This window comes from Akkermansiaceae bacterium, from assembly GCA_024233115.1.
GTDB lineage: Bacteria > Verrucomicrobiota > Verrucomicrobiia > Verrucomicrobiales > Akkermansiaceae > Oceaniferula.
The window spans coordinates 516,600-539,018 of the sequence record JACKQB010000005.1 but is presented as its reverse complement, the minus strand read 5'-3'; the positions used below and the strand labels follow the sequence as shown (position 1 = coordinate 539,018).

Below are 22,419 nucleotides of genomic sequence, written 5' to 3'. Positions count from 1 at the left end.
AAAATTTATATGTTAGATTTATAGGCCGAGAGATGATTCATATGCGGCCCGTGCTTTGTGGAAATTCTTTAGCGCAGTGATGCGGGAAGATTGTAATTTCAGCTTTTGCTCACGGCTGCGAAGAACAGTTTGAATGTCGCTCAAGCCTTCGAGGTATGCTTTTTCTGCAAGTTTGAGCTGCTTGGCGGCTTCGGGAATTAGAGTTCCGTCGATCTCTTTAACGAGCTTGGACCACACTCTCATTTCCTCGTTGCTCGCTTTACTTTTGTGACGAATCGCCTGTTCTAATGCGGTGAGTTCGAGTTTTTTTCGACTTACTCGAGCCTTCGCCGATTCGATATTCCCTTCGTTTTTGTTCCATAACGGAAGAGGAATAGTAATGCCGATGCCGGCGATTGTTTCGTTTTCAAATCCATTGGGAGCGTCTTCGGATCGTTCGATAGAAGCAGAACCCGAGATGGCGATGTCATCGTAGCGGCGTGCTTTTTCTAATTCTACTTCTCGGATCGCACTGTTAATAGAATACTTCGCCGCTCTTATGTCGCCCCTTCGATTAAGATCGATAGGTAGAGTCGTAGCTCTCATTGTTTCTATGTCCCCTCCGATGATAAGAGGTTCAGTGAGTTTCATGCCGAGCAATGGTTTGATAATCCCATAGAGAGCTTTTTCTTCGGCATCTAATTCGCGAAGTTCCGTCGTAACTTGCAAATTCAGGAGGCGCGCCTGCCCAGCATCGATGATGGAAACTTCGCCTTTTGCAGCAAGGGTTTTTAAAGCGGCACTGAACTCAGAAGATACTTTAATTTGATCTTTAAGAAGGCGACGACGTTGGGCAAGAGCCAGAAATTCTATCAGAGCCTGCCTAGATTGGGCGACGAGCTTACGCTCCATGTTAGCGACCTCGGCTGTGGCAGTTTTAACCTTAATTTTCCCGATAGTTTTCTCCAGCCGAAGCCGGTTAGTCATAGGGAATTTCTGCGAGAAGCCGATTGTGAGCGCGCGTTCCTGAAAACTTGCATCGTGCGCCGTTCCTACACTAAGTTCGGGATTTGCGAGTCTCCCGGCTTGGTGCATCCGTCCAACTGCTTCGTTTATCAAATAACGGGCTGCTGCGAGATCAGGATTAGATTTCCTGATCCGGTCAGGAAGGGTTCGGTAAGTGATGATGGGCGCAGGAGCTGCGGCGCTGAAGAGGGTCGAGGCTGCTATGCAACACACGACATTAAAGAGTGGTTTATTGGTCATTGAGATAAATCTGGTGATAACTGTCCCAAGTGGGAACAGAGTTAAGGTAAGTCAAAAAACGGACTAGAAGTTAAGACTCCTAGGTCGGATACGGTGGGGCCAGCTCAAGAAAACGAGCTGACGGACTTACACCAGATTGGGGCCTCTTACGGAAACCGCAGAGGTGGTCACAATACGTGACATTACTAAAACATCGACCCTCTCAGGGGGGTCCGCTCCTCGGTATTCCTCTAGGTATGAGAGGCGCTCAATACGAAGCAGTAGGTCATTCCAGTTTTTGTCAAGATCGACAAATAAAGGGAATGGAATAGTGAGATCTAGGGAGCTTTGGGTGAATCCAGATTTTACTAAATCACAGTTAGAACAATCAGGTTCTGGGGTTTCACTGCCCTCGTCGTGATCCTTATCACTACTTTCATGCTCATGATCATCATGAACGTGTTCAGCTGGTTCACAGCATGCGAATATAGTCCCTTCTAAAAATCCGCTGGAATCTGCCCAGCACCTCGTAAACGAAGTGATGAAAAGTAGAAGCAGGAAAATGGCGCGGAATTGTCTCACAAGATGATCTGTTACAAATATCCTCATTACAGGAATAGTCAAATTTTATTTCATTGGGATGGAGTGGTTTCGAGTGTTGATGCATTATTCCGTTTACGATTCACCATTAGATAAAGAATGGGTAGCACAACGAGAGTGAGGGCGGTGGAGGTGATGACTCCGCCGATGACAACTGTAGCCAAAGGCTTCTGGACTTCCGAACCTACGCCAGTCGAGATGGCCATGGGGAGGAAACCAATGGCATCGGTGATGGCAGTTGCCAATACGGGACGCAGACGTTGAGTTGCCGCTTGTCTTACGGCGGAGACGGAATCGGTCGCGTCCTGTAGATTGGAGCGGATAGCCTCGATCAGGATCTGGCCATTGAGTACGGCGATTCCGAAGAGAGCGATGAATCCGATGGCAGCACTGACGCTGAATGGGATGTCACGCAGCCACAAGGAGAGGACACCGCCGACAAGGGCGAAGGGAATCCCGAGATAAATCAGGGCGACATCCTTGAGGTTCCGTAGACTGAGATAGAGCAGCACGAAGACGAGGATCATAGTCAGTGGAACGACCAGGGAAAGCCGGGTATGGGCGCGTTCCAGGTTTTCAAATTGGCCACCCCACTCGATGACATATCCTTCAGGAAGATCGATCTTTTCAGCGATTTTGCGTTTGGCTTCCTCGACGAACGAAACCACATCTCGGCCATCGACATTGCTCTGGACTCGGATCAGGCGGCGACCCCATTCGCGGTTAATTGTTGCAGCACCGGGAGCTTCGATGATGTTTGCGACCTCGGAGAGAGGAACCCGAATTCCGGAGTCGGTGGGTATGACCAAGTTTCTAACAGAGTCAATGTTTGTTCGATATTTTTCTGGCAAAACAATGGCGAGGGGGAATTGGCGTTGACCTTCGTAGATTTCGCCGACGCGAAGCACTCCTATTGCCTCAATGTAGGGTAAAATTTCAGAAGCGGAAATTCCAAGACGAGCCATTTTTTCAGGTTGCAGCTCGATCCGAAGTCCGGGCTGGCCGCTGATCTGGTCGGTGGAAACGTCGGCTTGTCCGTCGATATCCACGAGCACTTTCTGGATTTCATCGCTTAGGCGGGTAAGTGTTTCAAAGCTATCGCCGTAAATCAGAATGCCCACATCTGAGCGCACGCCAGATTCCATTTCGTTCAAGCGCATTTCGATGGGCTGGGTGAAAAGGATGTTCACGCCCGGCAGGGTTGAAACGGTTTCCTGCATCTTGGCAACGAGTTCGTCTTGGGTTTGGGCGCGAGTCCATTGATCGCGGGGTTTCAGGGAAAGGAAGATGTCGGTGAGTTCGGTGCCCATCGGATCAGTGGCAATCTCCGCGGTGCCGATGCGGCTCCAGACGTGGCGAACTTCATCAGGGAATTTCTCCTTGAGCAGCTTTTCAATACGGGTGTTGTAATCAGTAGAGGTATCGATGGAGGTTCCGGCCAAACGAATCGTGTTAGCAACGACAGCACCTTCACTGAGGCGCGGGATGAACTCACCGCCAAGACGGGTGGAGACGTAGCCAGTGATGACAAGCAGCGCGAGGACGACGGCGAGGACAATCCAGCGGACTTTCAGAACCATGCCAAGGATGGCCGAATAGCCCCCGGTGAGCTTGCGTGAGAACCAGCCTTCCTTGTTTTTGAACTTACGGGGTAGAAACAGGTGACCAAGGACGGGAGAAATGACGATGGCGATGATCAGCGCACCAAGAAGGGCGAGGATGAAGGTGATGGCCATGGGGCGGAACATTTTCCCTTCGGTACCTTCAAGGGTGAGGATGGGCAGGAAAACGACGGCAATAATACCCATGCCGAAAAGAATTGGGCGGGCGACCGAGCGACTGGACTCGAAGATGCAATTTAAGCGCTCCGAGATCGTGAGCTTTCGCCCAGCTTGACGGGTGCGATCAGCGAGGCCGCGCAAGTTGGCTTCCGTCATGACCACAGATCCATCGACGATCAGGCCGAAGTCGATAGCTCCCAAACTGAGAAGGCTGGCGGTGATAGCGAAATAGTTCATGCCAAGCACAGCGAAGAGCATGGCGAGGGGAATACAAATGGCGACCAATAGACCAGCACGGACGTTACCAAGTAGAACTAAAAGTGTTAGGGTGACGAGCAACGCTCCACCGACAAGGTTGTGGGTCACGGTATCGAGCACCGAATCAGTCAGCTCGGTGCGGTCGTAAACAACTTGGACTTCAACGCCATCGGGTAGAGACGGGCGAATTTCTTCTAAGCGAACTTTGAGTGCCTGAGTAACTTCTTGGGCGTTTTCGCCCATCAGCATGAATGCCAGCCCGAGGACGACCTCGCCCTGACCGTCAGCGGTGACTGCGCCACGACGTAGCTCGCTACCGATACGTACTTCCGCGATGTCTGAAACGCGAACGGGAGTGCCTTCGCTGGAAGCGACTTCAATCCGTTCGATTTCCGCAATGGAGCTGACTCGTCCTACACCATGAACCAGTAAATCCTGACCGCTAACAGTTACCCGGCCTCCGCCCACGTTGCGGTTGTTTTTTTCCAAAGCTTCGACGACATTAGAGAGGGATAAGTCGAATTTCACCAGTAGCTCTGGATCGACTACAACGTGATATTGTTTTTCGAGGCCTCCCCATGAGTTTACTTCTGCTACGCCGGGGACTTTGCGAAGCTCGGGCTTGATAATCCAGTCATGGATGGTTCGCAGTTGTTCAAGACTGCGGCTGCCATCGTTACTGCGAATCACGTAGTGGAAAATTTCACCGAGGCCGGTCGAGATTGGTCCCATTTGCGGCGTGCCGACTCCATCGGGAAGTTCGACAGTGAGGAGTCTTTCGGAAATGTACTGTCGGGCGGTGGTGATTTCCGTGTCGTCATCAAAGGTGGCGACAACCTGGGAGAGCCCGAATTTGGAGACTGAGCGAACACTGACGAGTCCGGGAAGACCGGAGATTTCCAGTTCAACGGGTAGCGTGATCTGTTGTTCAATTTCTTCGCCATTGAGAGACGGGGCGACGGTATTGATTTGAACCTGGATCGGAGTTGTATCCGGGAAGGCATCAACGGGTACACGCGATCCCGCCCAGATCCCAGCGACTGCGATCAGAGCGGTGAAAAGAAATACCAACAGGCGGTTGGCCAGACAGAAACGAATGAGAGGTGTGAACATGGATGCGGAATAGATTGAAAAATAGAAAGAGCAGGATGCGGTTGGTGTGGCGGCTATCAATCATCGACGCAGCCGGCACCGAGAAGTGACTTGAGAAATTCCGAACGCAGGATGTAGCTGCCTTGGCTGACGATTTTGTCGCCGGGCGCGAGCCCGCTGCGAATCGCGGTTAGTTCTCCAGAAGCCGCTCCGGATGTGAGTTCGACGCGGGTTGCTGCATAGAGGGCGGGTTCTTGACGGACGAAGACGAAAGGCACCCCCTCAATGGTCTGGATGGCGCTGGTGGGAACCGCGAGCGAAGGGCTAGTCTTGCCAAGGTAGATGCGTGCTTCCCCATACAGGCCTTTTCGCAAAGCAGCTGGAGGTGCACTGACCAAGGCGCGTGCCTGGATGCGTCGGGATTTTTTATCTACCGCACTCGCGACCCATACAAGTTTACCAGTGATGACGGTATCCGGTATGTCCGTGAAAGTTGCGCTTACTTCCATTCCTAGTGTTAGGCCTGCGGCATCGCGGGCGGGAATGGAAAGCTCAAGCCACATGGTCGAGAGATCGGCCAGAACGAAAATTGCTTCGCCAGGTTCGATCCGCTCTCCGATGGAGACGTCGCGGTCAACGATGGTCCCTGTGAATGGCGCTTTCAGAGTGAGCAAAGAAGTTGGACGACCGTCGGAGGCCAGCAGATTGATTTCGCTCTCGCTCAACCCGAGATTGAGCAAACGCTGGCGTGCTGCGGACAAATCAACATCGGCGACTTTTGCTGCAGCTTCGGCGGCTTCGAGATCGGCGGCGGCGGAGATCTTTTTGTTCGCCAGCTTGCGTTCGCGACTTTCCTGCAGGTCAGCAAGTTTCTTTGCGGCATTGGCAGAGAGAAAACGGCTTTTCATTTCCGCGAAGTCTGGCGAATTTACTGTGCCGAGAATTTCACCGGCGGCAACCTTCTGACCGGGGATCACTGCGATTCTCTGGACGATGCCCTCGACCAGAGGAGTGATTTTCGCAACTTTATTCTGATTGTAATCAACTGTTGCGTAAGCTGCCACGGCAGGCTGGGCAGTGGTTGTTTCTGGATTGGAAACTTTGACTCCTACCTTTTCCATGGACTCGGCAGATGCGACGCGGATCTTGAGGCTTTCACCCGCCTTGAGGCTGGTTGCGAGCTGAGGTTGGCAGATGGCGCATTCCTTTTCCGGGACACCGTGCTCGTTGCACATCAGGACGTTGGCGGGTGCTGACGAGGCGGCGGCTCCGGCTTTGTTATCCTTTACTTCTGGATGGCAAAGATAGCATTCGTCTTCATAAACGCCGTGCTCGGTGCAATACAATCGCTTGGGGTCTTTGATGTCCGGGTGACATAGAAAACAACGATCTTCGTATCGGTCATGCTCCTTGCACCAGAGTCGCTTGGCATCTCGTTTTGAAGCATCGCAGATGAAGCAGCCTTCACCCGTGGGGCAGGCCGCTACGGCGTGGACTTCGATTTCACCACCGGAGGATTCCTCGCTGGCTTCAGCTGATTCGGAGTTGTTAGTCGTCTTGTTTTTTTCGGAGCCGCACGCGGCCAGAAAAATAGATAGGATACCGAGGCATATTACTCGGCTTAGTTTTGGTATTGATTTCATAGTGGTAGTTTTAGTTGTTAGTCATTGTTTTTAGTGAATTGTGGGCACGGAGAAGGTCGGCCTGGGCGCGGGTCTGACCGCGCTCGACCTTGAAAAGGGTTTTGCGGGCATCAAGCACTTCGAGCAAAGAGGCTTTGCCTGCGTTGTATGCTTCGAGGGTGTCTTTCAGTCCTTGACGGGCCGCATCGACCGTTCGTGAGTCGAATTCGCTGGCACGGCTGCGGGCGGCACGGAGATCAGAGGTGAGTTTCGTAATCCGGGATCGAAGTTCGCTTTCGGTGGCTCGGCCATTGGCCCGGGCGCTGTCGAGGCGTTCCTTGGCGGCTTGGATATTGCCCTGGTTACGGTCGAAAATCGGGAGAGGAATACGGACGCCGACAACAGCAGCTGTTTCATTAGCATCTCGCGACTCACGGACTCCGCCGCCTACCTCAATATCGGAAAAACGTTTTGCTTTTTCGAGGTTGTATGTGGCTTGCGCACGGGCGAAACGAAGTGCAGCGGCTCGCATCGCCGGATGGCGCGAGACCGCGGATTCGGGGTTTGACGAGACAGAGCCTTGCGGCGCATCAAGCGATCCGGCGGCGGTGACATTGGCTGCTCCACCTCCCCATATCTGACTCAGTTCTGCGGCGGCATCGCTCTCCGCAGAACGTGCCTCGGCAAGGCTTTCCTTGGCCTCTGAGATGGCTAGCTTCGCCTTGCCGACATCGATTCGATTGCTTTTCCCTACCTCAAGTAAAGTATTCAGAGTTCTCAAGTTTTCCTCTGCACGGGTAAGGTTTCGTTTGCTTAATTCGCGTAGCTTCCGGGCTTCCAGAAGAGTGGTGAAAGCTCTGTCGGCGGCAATCCGGACATTACGTTCGTCGCTAGCAATCTCGGCCTTCAGTGCTGCGGCTTTTAGTGCTGCGACCACCGTTCGCTTGGATCGTTTGCCCCCGAGTTCCAGTTTCTGAGAGAGGGCTGCTGTGATTTCAGCACCATTGAAGCCTCTACTCCCACCGCTTCCGGCGAAGTTCTCCACGTCCAGCCCGAGTTCGGGATTAGGTCGTAGTCCGGCTTGGATTGTTTCCGCTTGTAGAGCTCGGAGTTCTGCTCGTTGAGACTGTAATCTAGGGTTATAGGTCAACGCATGTTGGATTGCACGATTGCGGGAGACGACTCCTGTTAAAAGAGGCGCTGATTGTATTCGGGTGTTGTGTCCCGAAGTTAATCTATTGGCTGATTTGCTGCTTGATCGAGACTGAGGGTCAGAGGCGCAGGAAATGAACAGGAGTGGAGAAATTATAAAAATGGGGAGCCTTAAATGCATAGGAATATAGGTTAGAAGTCACTTGGTTTGTATGGGTGCTTGGTCCAACAGTGGACTCGGCTATGGCTGGGAAACCGCAAAAAATAACAGCGGCTTCTGGGGCACAAAAAAGCGTGCGCAAAAATGAGCGCTCGCTGTCAAACCAGTGAATCAAACGAGAAACACTGAATACCTCACATGAAGAGGTACAGAGGGAATGAGTCCCACAAACGGGGGACTACCACGGATTCCATAGATGGAGCTTCTAAGTAAAAAGGCGGCGTCGATTTCCCCAAACTGTCTTGGAGATGTCATGGAGTCAGCCCCGTCCCGGCTATGGGGTTGAATGGGTACACCAACAAAACCGTCTAGCTCGATACTGAGATTTAGCGAGCAATCTTGGCATCGATTGGGGGAGGATTCATCAAGCTCAGAGGTGTCTTGTGAAGAACAATCATAAGAGCCTTCATTGCTAACACGTGAACAGGTTCCTTCGGGAATAATATCAAGGCATTCGCATTCTCCTGCGAAAACTTTTTGCATGCAAAGACAATAGCTAAGGCCTGGCTGCGAAGTGGCGACTCCCACTAACATCAACCAAAGCATAACCAGTGCTGTAAACGTACGAAACATTATTTCATTTTTGATCGAATAGTTGTAGGGCAATCGGCTTCTGTATACGACGCGAACGCTATGCGATTACGTATAACGTAAATCAACACTTGAACTAATCAAGAAACATTTTACATTTTCGCATAATGAAAGCCGATGTCACAATGCTCGATACCCCTAAGTGCCTTAATACGAGTAAAGTAGATCGCCTAAAAAAAGAATTGGCTGAGAATGCCTTCGTTGACATTGCTGTAATCTACAAGGCACTGTCGCACCCGAGCCGCTTGCAGGTGCTCTATTTACTCAGTCTGGAACCGTGCTGTGTCTGCGATTTATCTCACGTCATGGGGATTCCGGTCCCTACAGCATCACAATACCTCAGAATACTGAGGAAAGCCGGGCTTGTAGATTTCAAAAAGGATGGAAAATTTATCATCTATTCCCTGACCTTGACGGCTCAGAATTTGGGGGATCTAGGTAAACTCAATCGCGGTTGAAAGCCTCATAGTTCTATAATTGTTTGATGGTTAAAGAATATTTCAAATCCTCTCCAGCAACAAAAATGAAACTACTACTGATTGCTCTAGGAATAATTTTCACAAGTTGCAAGGAACGTGATCAGGAGGTCACCAGCGGCGATTTGCACGACTCGGAAATTTCAGAGAGAACCGCAAGTGAAGCATCAGAAGAGGTCACGTTTTTTAAAGATCGAAACAATCTGGCTGTGGCTATCGCTCATCAGATTATTGGAAACAAATTGGTAGTGACGGCAAGTGTGCTTAACAAATCCGACGAGAATATTACATTTGTCGACCACCCGGATTTTTGGAGCATTGCCATCTATGCAGTTGACCGAAATAAAGATGAAGCAATCAACGCAGGGCAGTATTTTCATTACCATAGAGCTTCCCAAGAAAATCTTGAAATTGTTAAACCACAGGCATCGGCACGGTTTGAGCGATCTTATATTATGCGGCGTAAGCCCAGGGGAGTAATAGAGGTTGAAGAGTATCCACAATTTTCAGAGCCTAAGTCTTACGTGCGAATTACTGATAGTGACCTCCAAGTAATATTTCATTACGGTGTTTATCCCAAACGCCTTCCAGAAGAGGCCGGCTCATTGTCTCGGAACTACGTAATGGTAGAGGTCGGAGCGACAAAGAGATTTGTAGCACCCGATGTTCTCCCTGAGGCCAACGACGAACAAGGGCCTGGGGATTGACCGCCTGCCGCCAAAAGACTGTGACTTATCTCTGATCTTGATGGTGTGGCTACCGTTTGAGTACGCGTGGGTTGGACCTTTGTGAAGCGCGGACGACATGTAACCCAACCAAGCGAGCGATGAGGATGGTAAGAAAAAGCTGGCCTGTGATAGCTTCGGCGCAAGACAAGACGCGAGTTGCTAGAGTCAATGGTGTGAGGTCGCCGTAGCCAAGCGTCGTGAGCGTGGCAAAACTGAAATAACAATAATCGGCTACCAAGGATGCCATTGCGTCTTCATTAGATAGTGGTAATGGGATTTCACTGTGCAGAAGAGCGCTACCCGTTATTGAGTGTAGGACGATGTAACTGTAAGCAAAGGTGATGCCGATGAGCACGTAGGCAGATGCGGCGCCGATCAGGTGGTCGATTCCGATACGTGATGAACTCAGAATGTTGTAGATTACGGAAGAAGTGACGAATGCCAGGAAGACAAAAGTTACGAAATTGATCGAGGTGAAAATCCACGCGTGGGAGTTGCCCAAATACTGGTAACAAATCAGTCCGGCAATACCAAGCAGGATGACAACCCCGCCAAAACAATACGTTGCCTTTTTAATCGTAGGTGTGTGATTGGTTGCGCGAACTGCGGCTATTAGCATCACCCAAAACACAGAGGTCCATAGAATTAACCCCATGTGCTCGAACTCAAGAACCGGGTAGAGCAGGGCGAGTATCAGCAGGGCTATTCCCAGAAAATAATATCTAGGAGCAACATGTTCTATGTCGATGGGATTATCTACTTCGAGAGGTCGCAAACTGGAATGGCCGCGAGTCATTAAACTTGTTGTTTATGGGTGAGTTCTTTTGCGGTGCAGAACAGCACGGGTACGACAAACATCGTAAGTAGCTCTACGAGCATACCTCCGAAGATCGGCACAGCCATAGGTCCCATGATGTCAGCACCTCGGCCTGTGGATGTAAGCACGGGAAGGAGGGCCAGTAGGGTCGTGGCGGTAGTCATCAGGCAGGGGCGGCAGCGGCGTTTACCAGCGGTGACTGTGGCTGCTCGAATTTCAGCGATGGTTTGTGGATTGTCCTTTTTAAACCTCTGTCGTAGGTAGGTGGAGATGACTACGCCGTCATCAGTCGCGATACCGAAGAGGGCGATGAAGCCGACCCAGACGGCTGTGGATAGATTGATGGGGTGGATCTGAAAGAGTTCCCGCAAGTTGTGACCAAAGACGGTGAAGTTCATGAACCCGGGCTGACCATAGAGCCAGAGGAGGATGAACCCTCCCGAGAAAGCAACGGTGATTCCACTGAAGATGATGAAGGTGTTGAGCACGGAGCGGTTTTCCAGATAAAGAATTAGGAAAATCGATAGTAACGCCAAAGGCATGATGATCATCATGTTTTTCTCGAACTCCAGTGCGGACTCATAGTTACCTGCAAACTCGTAACGGATGCCGCCGGCGCGTTTCAGTTTGCCTGCTTCTTCTTGTTCATCGAGGTAGGCTTGAACTTCTTCGACGACATCGACCTCCGCGAATCCCGGGTTAGCACCAAAGGTGACGTAGCCCGTGAGGAAGGTGTCTTCACTCTTGATGACTTGAGGACCTCGCACGTACTTGATTTCCACAAGTTGACCGAGTGGCACCTGTGCGCCTTCCTTGGTTTTGATAAGGATTTTTTCGATACTCTCGATGGAGTCTCGCGCTTCTCGTGCATAGCGGACCTGGACATCATATCGCTCGCGCCCTTCGACGGTTGTCGTAACAATCTCGCCACCAATAGCTGTCTGGATTGTTTTGTGAATGTCGACGACGTTCAGTCCGTAGCGTTTGGCCGCTTCCCGGTCAGGATGGATTTCGAGGTAAGGTTTCCCAACGATACGATCGGCATTGATACTGTTGACGTCAAGACCGGGAATGCCGCTTTCGCGCATGAGGCGTTCAATTTGAAGACCAAAATCTTCTAAGCTGAGAAGGGTTGGTGCTTTGACTTTGATACCCATCGGAGCACGCATGCCCGTGCGAAGCATGACGAGACGTGTTTCAATGGGTTGGAGTTTGGGTGCGCCTGTTAGTCCGGGCGACTGTGTGACTTTACTGATTTCTTGCCAGATGTCGTCGGCACTTTTGATATGAGGTCGCCACTGACGAAACGGCTTGCCGTCTTCGTCTGGGACGAGCTTACCTTTCTTGTCATAGACGTAGTCGCCATTGTCGTTCACCTCGAAGGTGAGAACGCGGCCTTTTTCATCGGATCGATATTCCGAGCGGTAGTTCACAATCGTCTCGATCATTGAAATGGGAGCAGGATCGAGTGCTGACTCGGCGCGGCCAATTTTCCCCACGACTTGAGAAACCTCTGGGATAGCAGCAATGGCAGCATCAAGAGTCCGGAGTGCCTCAGTCGCCTCCTTGATGGATGCGTGTGGACTGACAGTAGGCATGACGAGGAATGATCCTTCATCAAGTGCGGGTCTGAACTCCTTGCCCAGCCCAGGGAATTTTTTATCAAGGTCTTGATAGAGGGAGGTGTGTTGAATGCCCTCGGGGAGGCCCGATGTAAGCTTTCCAAAGCCCAACCAAATACACCCCGCCGCAGCGAGCATCATCAGGGGGAGGCTAAGAAAGAGGGCTTTGTGTTTAAGGCACCAGCTAAGGATGCGGGTATAGCCGAGCTCGAAGATCTTAAATGTGATAAGCAGCCCCCCGAGGAGGATGGCAACAAAGAGGAAGTTGGTAAAAGTGGCCGACTCAAGACCAAGAGGCATCCAGTTCTTTGCCAGTAGCCAGCCGACTATGAGCGCGGTTCCAATGTTGATGGTGAGAACGCCAACGTGCTGTAACTTGGGAGAGAGCCTTGAGTGGAAGGCGTTGAGAACGGCAAGAGCGATGAAGGCGAGGGCAAGCGTTGTAGAGAACCCCAAAGAAATGCCTGCCCCTATGCCTAGGAGAGCTGTGATGAGATAGCTGCGGCTAACGAGTTTTGCTGACAATTTCCGTTTATCGTTTTTATCCTTTTTTAACCAGCGCGGCAAAACTCCCAGTAAAAAGTGGGCTATAGGCGGGATGATCGTCAGGGCCACGATAATCGATGCAATGAGTGCAAATGATTTGGTATAGGCTAGAGGACGGTAGAGACGTCCAGCTTCACCTGTCATTGTGAAAACGGGCAGGAAACTAACAACAGTAGTCATCACTGAAGTAGTGACAGCTCCGGCTACCTCGGTGACAGCCTCATAAATAACGGTGGCTGAACTGGACCCGGGTGCGGCTTCTTTGAGGTGTTTGATGATGTTCTCGGTAAGAACAATTCCAACATCCACCACCGTTCCAATGGCAATGGCGATCCCGGATAGAGCCACGATATTGGCGTCGACACCGAACAACTTCATACCGATGAAGGTGATCAATACCGCCAGGGGCAACATGGAGGAAATGAGGATACTACTGCGGAAGTGTAGCACCATGATAACCACCACAATGATGGTAACGAGGATTTGCTGATAGAGCGCTTCGTCAAGGGTGTTGAGGGTTTCATCGATGAGTCCTGAGCGATCATAAAAAGGAACGATGGTGACCTTCGATGTGTTCATCCATTCAGGCCAGAGATCTTGTTCATGGGTGTTGGTCCACGGCAGCCATGCTTCTTGATTGAGTGTTGTGTCAGCCGGGGCTTCACTCGCAAACGCTGGTGATATGTCATGTTCGTCGGCGAAATTTTTGACAGCATCGCGGTCGGTTTTTTGCCAGTAAACAATGACTTTTACGGGTAATGCCGCTGAGACTTCTTTGACCTTGGCTTTGGTGTTTTTGATCGTTTGCAAGGGGTTGGCTCCGTATCGGGCGACGACAATTCCACCTGCGGCATCGGCTCCATTCACATCGATCACACCTCGCCTCATGTCAGGTCCGAGTTGGACGGTTGCTATTTGAGCTACGGTGATCGGAGTATTATCTCGAACCGCGACTACTGCATCGCGCAAGTCATCCAGTTCCCGGATGTATCCCGTGCCACGGAGAATGTATTCAGCTCCATTGATAGCGAGGTTTCGGGCACCTGTTTCCATGTTGCTCTTGCGCACTGCGTTGGCAACGTCGGCTAAAGTAACATCCCATGCCTGAAGTTTGATAGGGTCGACTTCGACTTGATATTGTTTAACAAACCCACCAACGGAAGCGACCTCGGCCACGCCATCGGCACCGAGCAGGGAGTAGCGCACATACCAGTCTTGCAGCGAGCGTAGTTCCTCGGGATTCCAACCGGGAACGGGGTTGCCGTCTGGATCACGTCCTTCGAGAAAGTACTGATACACTTGTCCTAATCCTGTGGCATCCGGGCCAAGGGTCGGCGTGGCACCATCAGGGAGAAGTCCAGCGGGAAGACTATTCAGCTTTTCCAAAATTCGACTACGGCTCCAGTAGTAATCAACGTCTTCCTTAAAGATGAGGTAGACGTAAGAAAACCCAAACATGGAATAGCTGCGAACTTCTTGCACACCGGGAATACCAAGCAACGAGACGGTGAGAGGGTAGCTGATCTGGTCTTCCACGTCCTGAGGTGATCGCCCCATGTATTCGGTGAAGATGATCTGCTGGTTGTCACCAAGATCGGGGATGGCATCGACCGCGACAGGATCACGGGGGATGACTTTTGTATCCCAGTCAAAGGGGGCAACACGCACACCCCAGCCAATGACGAAGGTAAGCAGAATGAGAACAACCATTTTTTGGTTGAGGCAGAAGTGAATGAGCTTGTTCATAAAGAAAGTCTGTTAGTTTTAATTGAAGTGAAATCGCTTCTAGTGACCACTGTGATCCATACCAGGTTTCATGGGCTCCATTTTTTTAGGCTTTAACTTTCCAAGTGAAAGTGTGTCGGTAACAGATCCGCAATCATACATGGCATCACCAAAGTATGGGTTTCTGACTTGAGGGTCAGCGGAGAGCCAGTCGGCTCCCTGGCCTTTGAGCGCCATCGGGCAGTGAATGACATAAACATTACCAATGTGATCGATTCCATGTTGTCGAATGAGGCGGATCAATGAGTCGCTGACGGGCTTGAAAGCCTTGCGTAATGCCTTGACCTCCTTCTCTTTTTGAAATGCGACGAGTGCTTGTTGGAGAGTCTTTTTTTCATCTCCCTCAGGGAGTGAGGATAGGGCGCTGGCGAGAGCAGGAGCGGCCTTGATCGCTTCCTCTGGTTTATCATCGGCGAGAGCCTTGCTGACTGACAGGTAAGCACTTGTTGTAGCCTTGAGTGATGTAATCCACGATTTATCTGGGGAAATGGAAGGAAGAGCTTTTGATGATAATCCAAGATAACGGCCCGTCTTATTCATTTGATCGCGGATGATGGCGAGAGTTGAACGATCCATTTTTCGTGTCTTTGAAATCGTGAGCGTGTTATCCAATCGCATGGAGAACTCTTTCCAGAGCGCGAGTTCCTTTGGCTGGAGTTGAGAATGCTGAATCCGCCTTAGTGCATGATGTAGAGCAATTAAGTGGTTGCTGGCAGCGGCTTGATCTCCCTGCTGGATACTTTGTTCAAGTTTGCCGTAGGCACGCAATACAGGTGACCATTGGCCAGTGATCTGGTCGGCGGCACGTTTGGCGGGACGCTCCTCCAGTCCGGAGTCGGGATTCATCATCGATGGACGCGCTTTGATTTGAAGCTCACTGTCGAGCTTATAGGCTCCTTTGGTAACGACTAGTTCTCCTGCGTCGAGACCACTACTGACGATGTAGTAATCGCCTGTTTTTGGACCTAATACGATTTCACGGCCTTCAAAAACAGGTTCTACTTTTTCTGGGATTCGCACATACACAATAGCGCGTTCACCTGTGCGCAACACTGCGGATGCTGGTACGAGGATCGGGTTTTCGGTAGGTTCACTTGATGCCACGAACCCAAATTTCTCTGCGGGGACGAGCGGCATGCCGCAAATATCGCACTCGCCGGGGCTGTCTTTAACAATTTCTGGATGCATCGGGCTGATCCACTTACCTGCAAGGTCAGCGCTAAGCACGCGACCGTGTAGGGCGACTTTGGACTGTGCTGCAGCGTTGGCAAACATACCAGGTTTTAGCAGCAGATCTTTATTAGCGACGTTGACACGTATTCTAACAATTCGTCGTTGTGGGTCGAGTTGCGGATCGATAAAAGCGATACGACCATGGAAGGTTTTTCCTGGGATGGCCTCGACGTTGAAGGAGACATCCTGAGCATACCGCAACCACGGAAGGTCAGACTCATAGGCTTCCATTTTCAGCCAGACAGAATCAAGTCTGGCAATACTGAAGAGCGGCTCTCCAGTTTTAAGATACTGTCCTTCCTTGGCGTTGAGCTTTACGATGATGCCATCCTGGGGGGCAGTGAGTGTGATGTGATCACTGGGTTTTTGCTGTTTCTCTATCGCGGTAATTTGCTGGTCTGTGAGTTCCAGTAAACGCAATTTTTCACGAGCAGCCGTCAGAAAGTTGGTGCGTATCTTGCGAACATTAGGTGTCGTGGATGTGGTGAGAGATTGAACCGCTTGAATGAGTTCCTGTTGGGCCATGTAGATTTCCGGGCTGTAAATTTCAGCGATGGCATCACCTTTACTCACAGTCGTGCCGGTGAAGTCGGCAAAGAGTCGATCAATTCTTCCGCTCATGCGCGCAGTAGTGGTGACAATGCTGCGCTCATCGTAGTCGATTTTTCCGAACATTTTTACATCAACTTGGGCAGGTGCGCGCAACACAGGACTTACACGGAGGTCTAGTAATGCGGCGGCTTCTGCACTGACAGCGATTTCGCGTAAACCGCCATCACTGTTGCCAGCTTCTAGAGGGATGAGATCCATGTTGCAGATTGGGCAAAGTCCGAAATTGGGCTGACGGATTTGTGGGTGCATAGAGCAGGTCCACTCTTGACTGCTTTCTGAAGCTGATGCTCCTTCAGAATTATCTTGTTTTGCAGGTAAGCCTAACCACCAACCTGCGAAAAAGAGGGTGATAGGAAGTAAGATCGTTATTGGTTTTTTGACCAAAGCGATGAGGGGCTTGAGAATATTGATAATTTTCATGGTGAGATATGGGTTAGTGATTTTAACGGATAGCAGCTGCGCTTTTGAGAGATGCAGAGGCTTTTCCTAATGAGGCACGATTGCCTTCCTGTTGGAGTTGAAACTTGAGGAGCAGTCGCCATGTATCGAGCACATCGACGAATGATTGTTTGCCCGCACTGTAGGATTGAAGTGCAAGTTCATGAGCTTGTTGTGCGTCAGGAAGGAGGCGATTATCGAACAGGGTAATCATTTCCCGTGATGACTTGGCTCGGAACCATGCGTCCTCGACACGCTGGCGAAGTTCGGCTCGCGAGCTGGCAACACCTGCCTGCATTTCTGCGATGCCAGCATTGGCCTCGGCAACTCTGGCTTTACGCGGTTTTTGCCAAAGCGGAATGGTCATCCCCAGTGTGAACATGGTTTGATCACGGCCATCGGCGACGGGCGATAGGCCTGAATCGGAAACCCACGAGTGCTGAGCACCAATCAGAAAATCAGGGTAGGCATCGAGCTTTGCATTGCGAAGCCGATGTTGGAAGGCCGTGAGGCGCGCTTGACCTGCCTTGACGCTGGGATGAGCTGACTCAGCTCTTGCGATGAGGCTGTTAAGATTGCCGGACGACGGAACGGAGGAGCGTTTAGGGTATGGTAAGCTAGAATGGCTAGGACGATTAAGTAAGGCGTTCAGCGTGGCCTTGGCGCTGCTCGTTTGCTGCCTCGCAGCAATGAGTTGTTGATCAACCTTGCTAATCTCTGTGGAAATTCTGAGTAGGTCGGCTTGAGTTCCTTGGTTGGCTTTGACCCGCGCCTGGACGATCTCTTGTATGGTTTGTAGCACCTCTTTACTCTCTCGGCTTATACGTTGGTTTTGATGGGCAAGATAGTAATCCCAGAATGCAAAACGAACGCGCTCTGCGACACGGAGTTTTAGATTTTCTAATTCAGCTTTGGCTGCATCAGCTTCTTTTTGAGCCGCGTTTGCTTTGGCTCGTCGTTTACCGGGAAAAGGGATGGCTTGTTCGACGCCGGCAACGGCATCTACTTGGCCTGCGGCGGTTTGAGCTAAACTGCCTGCACTGATTCTAGCCTTGGGATCGGGTAATGCCTGAGCTTGCGGGATCTTGGCTTGGAGTCGTATGATTTTCTGTCGAGCTGCGGCAAGCGATGGATGGTGTTTCAGAGCTTGAGAGACGAGTTGCTCGACTCCTGCACTGGACGCAATGCCGTAGTTGGTGGCTTGTGTGCGAGTCAGCGGCAAATCGTTGGAACGCGAAGACCCGTTGCTGACAGAGCTAGACGTCTGGCACCCTGACAGGGCGATGATGATGATGCTTGAAGATAGAGCGAAGAGTCTCATGAATTTAGTAGATTAGAGGTTTGCAGTATCCGAAGAGTTTGCTCCCCGGATACTGCGTTGTGGGTTTAGTGGTTATGTCCACTGTGATCGGTATGATCGTGACCATCAGTGCTGGTTTTCCCTTTCTTGAGTAGGGCTAGGTATTTGGCCGGGTTCTTGTCGAACTTGGGCACGCACTTGTCGCAGAACATTTTAATTTCCTGTCCTTCATGGACAAAAACATGAGGCTCACCCATCGACCCAAGCTCCTCGCCGGAGACAATGCAGGTATCAAGTGGATAGGGTTTGACCTCAGTGTTTTCGGTAGTGGCTGTGCCTGTATTTTCATCGGCTTTTTTCTCCCCACATGACGCGAGGATGAGTGGTGCAGAAATAAGGACTGCGCCTATCTGAATGTATTTTTTTAGTTTCATGGAATTAGTATTTGGTTGGATATTATATTGGGAATGAGTGCCCGTTTTTTTTAATAATGCAGAGACGCGGGCACGAAGGCGCTAGACTGCAACTTAGTTAGCCTGTTTTGTGTGGACATACTTGTCCTGAGGCTCACGTGGATGGCTGACGCAAGTGGGCACAATATGCCACTTTGACGTTAATGAGATACATTGACGAGCAGATTGCTCATCAGTCATCCATAGATCCGCAGAGATGCCTGTTCACATAGAGGCATGCGGATAAGTTCCGTGTATCAAAGACGGAAAACCGAATAAAGGATGCGGAGCGAAACTCCGGGAGGGTCGTGTGTTGCCCGTGGTAGGTTTACTGCACGTGTGGGCACAAACGGATCGACTGGTAATGTCACCACCGAGGGCTCGGGAAGGAGAGCAAAGACTGGGTTGTGAAGATTGATTTTTCCCTGCTCAGTGTAATCCTTATTGATCGAACACTTGCATGTGTGATCGTCAGCGGGAGATTCTTTATCACCATCTTGATCTTCAGATGATTCAGAACAGCATGAGCGAACAGGCACTTCCTCTGCCTTATCAGTCGAACAACCTCCATTCAAAGCGCAGCAACAGGCTGGATTAACCAGTAGCAGAGCTAGAAAAGCAGTGATGATGTTCTTTGCGAGAGTCATGATACAGTCACATCAGTGCGTGCGACGATACTCCTAAGAGGATTAGACCTCAAGTCTATTCCGAATAAATTCACAATACGTAGACTTCAACCTCAAGATTAGATGGGGTGTTTAACTCAAGAGCAATGCCAAAATTTTTAGGCACTCAACCGAATCCCAATAGAAGGGACAACTTTGTTTTTCTTATCAAGATAAACCGCAGCGGTGATTTGAATATTCGAGTGACGCAGGTAGCGTGATGCGGCAAAAATACCCTGTTCCGCGGCGACTAAGGAGCCGACTTCTTTACGAAGTGTGTGAATGGGCTTCTGAGCTTTCACTCCTTTACTGCGAAGCCACTCTATCAGCTTATTGAAATGCTTTTGACAGCGGTATTTGGAGCTGGAAAAAACTGTATCGTTTTCCCCAACGACAATCACAAAATCGTCGTCGGCGGCACTCACACAATTTTTTAGATGCTCGCACATCTCATCACTTAAATCCAGGATGCCTTCTGAATCCTCGCTTTTGAGAGTGTGGTATTTGGTGCTGCGAACATGGAGTAATCCCTGATCCAGGTCGATGGAGTCCCATAACAGATGGTCTATTTCAGAAACCCGCATGCCACAGACAAAGGCGAGCAGGAAAACGGTGTATGCCTGGGGATGCTCGGTTTTGAGTTCCAGATGGGCTGCCCTCATCAGCTTGGGAGCGTCAATTTTACTGTGATATCGAATTGATCCTGTTTTTTCTGATTGCACTCCTTCAAATGGCAGGGGAGTAGGGAGGATTAGCTCCTCATTGAGAAATGGTAATAGTTTCTTTGAAAAGAATCCCTTGGCATTCCTGATGAGGCTATTGGTTGTCACTGTTGCCTTGCGCTTTGCAGAAGCATCTTTGCCTGATTTGCTGATGTATGCTTGTCGCCATCCCTGAACTTTCAGTGGAGTTATTTCGCTCAAGGGGGTATCGTCGATAGCCTGTTTCCAGTCTTTATTGCCTGTGTAGCTACCTAACTGGTGTTTTTTATCACTTCGCACCTCCATGATGTCCGCAACGATTTTACGGAGCGCTCTGGTGTAGCCTTCAAAGGTGCGTTCTCGCACAGTGGCGTATTTCTTAGAGACTTGGATCAAGTCGCTCACAGTCGCCTCCTTAGGTTTTTGAAATGTCAGAGATGAAGGCGATTTATATTTGGTGTTCGTCTCATCCCATCCGTTCTCAGTCAGATACTTGTAAATATCAGCGGCCTTACTCGCGGCTTCATTTCTATTTGCTGTCTCCAGGGCAAATCTAACACGACGTGCTTTGTACACGATGCGAACGCTGTAGTCCGCATTCACTTTTCCATTCGCGCTCTTCGTGCGCTCCACTCTTTCACGCCAGTAAATGACACTGGTTCTGGATACGCCCTTGTAAGAATGATGGGCAGATGATGGGCAGTTTCGTGGCACCTGCGATGTCTTGGATTGTCCGTTCATGTCGGTAATAATTATACTCCGAAACGGCTGTAACCTCAGCAAAATAAGGGCTTGTGGGGCGTTTCGCTAGACGTGACGAGACAAACTGAGACATTCAATGACAGTGCATTTCACCGACTGTAAATCTGCTCTCGTATGAGTACGCTGGTTCGAATCCAGCCCTGCCCACCACTTTAACAATCAAGGAGTTACGCCAGTTCGTGACTCCTTTTTTGTTGTCTGCGAATAAGGCAAGATGACCATAAGATGACCACTTTTTTTGTCAGAATTTGTCCTGATTTGGCGCTCTGAAAGTTTTATATTTACTCAGACGGTTTTGATAAGGTGATGCTAATCAAAATACCATTTGTTACAGATTTAGCCTATAGCTAGAACGGCCAAATTCTGTTCCAAACATGTGTAACCCATTTATATTCACCCAGCTTGAGGCCAAGCGTAAAGGCTGTAAAGAGGGCGATAAGCGGCCATTTCCAGAACGAGAGAGGTGCATGTTCCCTCAGCCAATTCAGAGTGATTTTGTCAGGGTATTGTAGTTTGGGTTTTTCCTCTGGGTAGCTATTAGGTTGGGTGACAGTGTGACTCGTGTTGCTGGAGGCTTTTGGTTCCGCCCTTTCGTGAAGAAGTTGAAGATTATTGTCATGGTGTTTTGGCGGTTCAGGCTTTCGTTTAAGGTGCAGCTCCCGCTCAAATATAGCACCTATTTTTTTACACAGGTCAACATTCGGAGCCCCAATATAAAGGTTGAGTTCGTTTTCCCCTCTCCAGTTTTCAAGCTGAATGAATACGTGGTCAATTAGTTCTTTCCTGTCGTTTTTACGGACTTCATAGCGGTATAGGTTGATTGTTACTCCTTTTAGACCAGATTCGAAAGAGAGGATATTTGTCAAATTGGTGCTAGGAATAAGTGTATCAGCCGAAACTCCATCCTGATCCTCAGAACGGGTTTTGATTTTAGCTGTCCAACCTTTTCCACTTAATGATGTGCGTGTCACATCATAAGCCTTTTTAAGGCTTCCCATGGGTAGATTAGACAAAGTGAATGTTGTGTTGACAGATATATTACTCATAACGAAATCATGTGCAGGGAGTTTAATTGTTTGTAAGCTCCAAGTGCCTTCATGATACCGCTGGTGAGAGTATATGCGATTTCTAAATGTTGGGTAAGGAGAAGATTCCCAGGAACAAAGATCCAGAACAACATTGGGAGTTAATCCTTAGAAAGCTTCTAACAATAGTTATTAAGGCATTTGAAATCAAATGCCATTTGCCACGATTTGATCAATATCGTGTTCACGGAAGCGAACAGTGTCCCTCAAATACACCTTCTTCAAAATGCCTTCCTTAGTCATGCGATCCACGGTGCGAGTCGAAACGGACAAGCGCTTTGCAACCATTTGCTTGGTGATCAGTCTCTCGCCGGTTTTGATTGGAAGTTCTTGCATGATTTATAGAAGGCTTAAGTTCAAACATCGTTCACCGCGTGTGCGATTTAAGATGCTGGCAATGTGTCTGCTGAAAAGAGTCCTCCGGTTACGAATTTAAACCGTAAATCTGTGCAAAATTCTACATTACCTGATTTGGCTGTATCGAAGCTAAACATATATTGTTCGGTGAAGTTGTTTGCGCTGATTTTAAGCAATCTAACATGATGTCTATTTGTAATTCTCCATAAGCGCGTTACATGGGTTTATGTTTACATCTAGCAAAATACTGGATGGACACTGACTATGTAAAAATGTAAGAGTCGACTTGTGTCTAAATCT

At 49.8% G+C, this 22,419-nt stretch carries 14 protein-coding genes; 2 read left to right on the top strand and 12 right to left on the bottom strand.

Annotation, left to right across the window (positions count from 1 at the left end; translation table 11 throughout):
- Positions 1-18: 18 nt before the first annotated feature.
- The 4 genes from H7A51_15955 to H7A51_15940 all read right to left on the bottom strand — a co-directional run bounded on the left by H7A51_15955 (position 19) and on the right by H7A51_15940 (position 7,727).
- Complete coding sequence (locus H7A51_15955; protein ID MCP5537714.1) at positions 19-1,245, bottom strand: TolC family protein; 1,227 nt, start codon at positions 1,243-1,245, stop codon at positions 19-21.
- Between the two features lie 611 nt (positions 1,246-1,856).
- Entirely contained in the window at positions 1,857-4,976 is a 3,120-nt protein-coding gene (locus H7A51_15950; GenBank protein ID MCP5537713.1) for an efflux RND transporter permease subunit, read from the bottom strand.
- A gap of 56 nt (positions 4,977-5,032) precedes the next feature.
- Positions 5,033-6,598, bottom strand: a complete 1,566-nt coding sequence (locus tag H7A51_15945) for an efflux RND transporter periplasmic adaptor subunit (protein ID MCP5537712.1) — start codon at positions 6,596-6,598, stop codon at positions 5,033-5,035.
- A gap of 10 nt (positions 6,599-6,608) precedes the next feature.
- The gene (locus H7A51_15940; GenBank protein MCP5537711.1) at positions 6,609-7,727 is read right to left on the bottom strand and encodes a TolC family protein; all 1,119 of its coding nucleotides are present in this window, start codon (positions 7,725-7,727) and stop codon (positions 6,609-6,611) included.
- A gap of 920 nt (positions 7,728-8,647) precedes the next feature.
- Between H7A51_15940 and H7A51_15935 the strand changes: the two genes are divergently transcribed.
- Both H7A51_15935 and H7A51_15930 read left to right on the top strand, forming a co-directional pair.
- Positions 8,648-8,998, top strand: coding sequence for a winged helix-turn-helix transcriptional regulator (locus tag H7A51_15935; GenBank protein MCP5537710.1), 351 nt, complete (start codon positions 8,648-8,650; stop codon positions 8,996-8,998).
- Between the two features lie 65 nt (positions 8,999-9,063).
- A complete protein-coding gene (locus tag H7A51_15930) occupies positions 9,064-9,723 on the top strand; it encodes a hypothetical protein (GenBank protein ID MCP5537709.1) in 660 nt (219 codons plus the stop codon).
- Between the two features lie 49 nt (positions 9,724-9,772).
- Here the strand turns inward: H7A51_15930 and H7A51_15925 are convergent, their stop codons facing one another.
- The 8 genes from H7A51_15925 to H7A51_15890 form a co-directional block, all read right to left on the bottom strand.
- On the bottom strand, positions 9,773-10,519 hold the full coding sequence (locus tag H7A51_15925) for a two pore domain potassium channel family protein (GenBank protein MCP5537708.1): 747 nt from the start codon (positions 10,517-10,519) through the stop codon (positions 9,773-9,775).
- 20 nt (positions 10,520-10,539) lie between these two features.
- Positions 10,540-14,475, bottom strand: a complete 3,936-nt coding sequence (locus H7A51_15920) for an efflux RND transporter permease subunit (GenBank protein ID MCP5537707.1) — start codon at positions 14,473-14,475, stop codon at positions 10,540-10,542.
- Positions 14,476-14,514: 39 nt separating this feature from the next.
- Positions 14,515-16,779, bottom strand: coding sequence for an efflux RND transporter periplasmic adaptor subunit (locus H7A51_15915; protein MCP5537706.1), 2,265 nt, complete (start codon positions 16,777-16,779; stop codon positions 14,515-14,517).
- A gap of 22 nt (positions 16,780-16,801) precedes the next feature.
- A complete protein-coding gene (locus H7A51_15910; GenBank protein MCP5537705.1) occupies positions 16,802-18,118 on the bottom strand; it encodes a TolC family protein in 1,317 nt (438 codons plus the stop codon).
- A 65-nt stretch (positions 18,119-18,183) separates the two neighbouring features.
- Positions 18,184-18,531: a hypothetical protein gene (locus tag H7A51_15905; protein MCP5537704.1), complete on the bottom strand. Its 348-nt coding sequence runs from the start codon at positions 18,529-18,531 to the stop codon at positions 18,184-18,186.
- Positions 18,532-19,333: 802 nt separating this feature from the next.
- The gene (locus tag H7A51_15900; protein ID MCP5537703.1) at positions 19,334-20,656 is read right to left on the bottom strand and encodes a tyrosine-type recombinase/integrase; all 1,323 of its coding nucleotides are present in this window, start codon (positions 20,654-20,656) and stop codon (positions 19,334-19,336) included.
- 368 nt (positions 20,657-21,024) lie between these two features.
- Complete coding sequence (locus tag H7A51_15895; GenBank protein ID MCP5537702.1) at positions 21,025-21,690, bottom strand: hypothetical protein; 666 nt, start codon at positions 21,688-21,690, stop codon at positions 21,025-21,027.
- A gap of 219 nt (positions 21,691-21,909) precedes the next feature.
- Positions 21,910-22,098, bottom strand: a complete 189-nt coding sequence (locus H7A51_15890; protein MCP5537701.1) for a hypothetical protein — start codon at positions 22,096-22,098, stop codon at positions 21,910-21,912.
- Between the last annotated feature and the right edge of the window lie 321 nt (positions 22,099-22,419).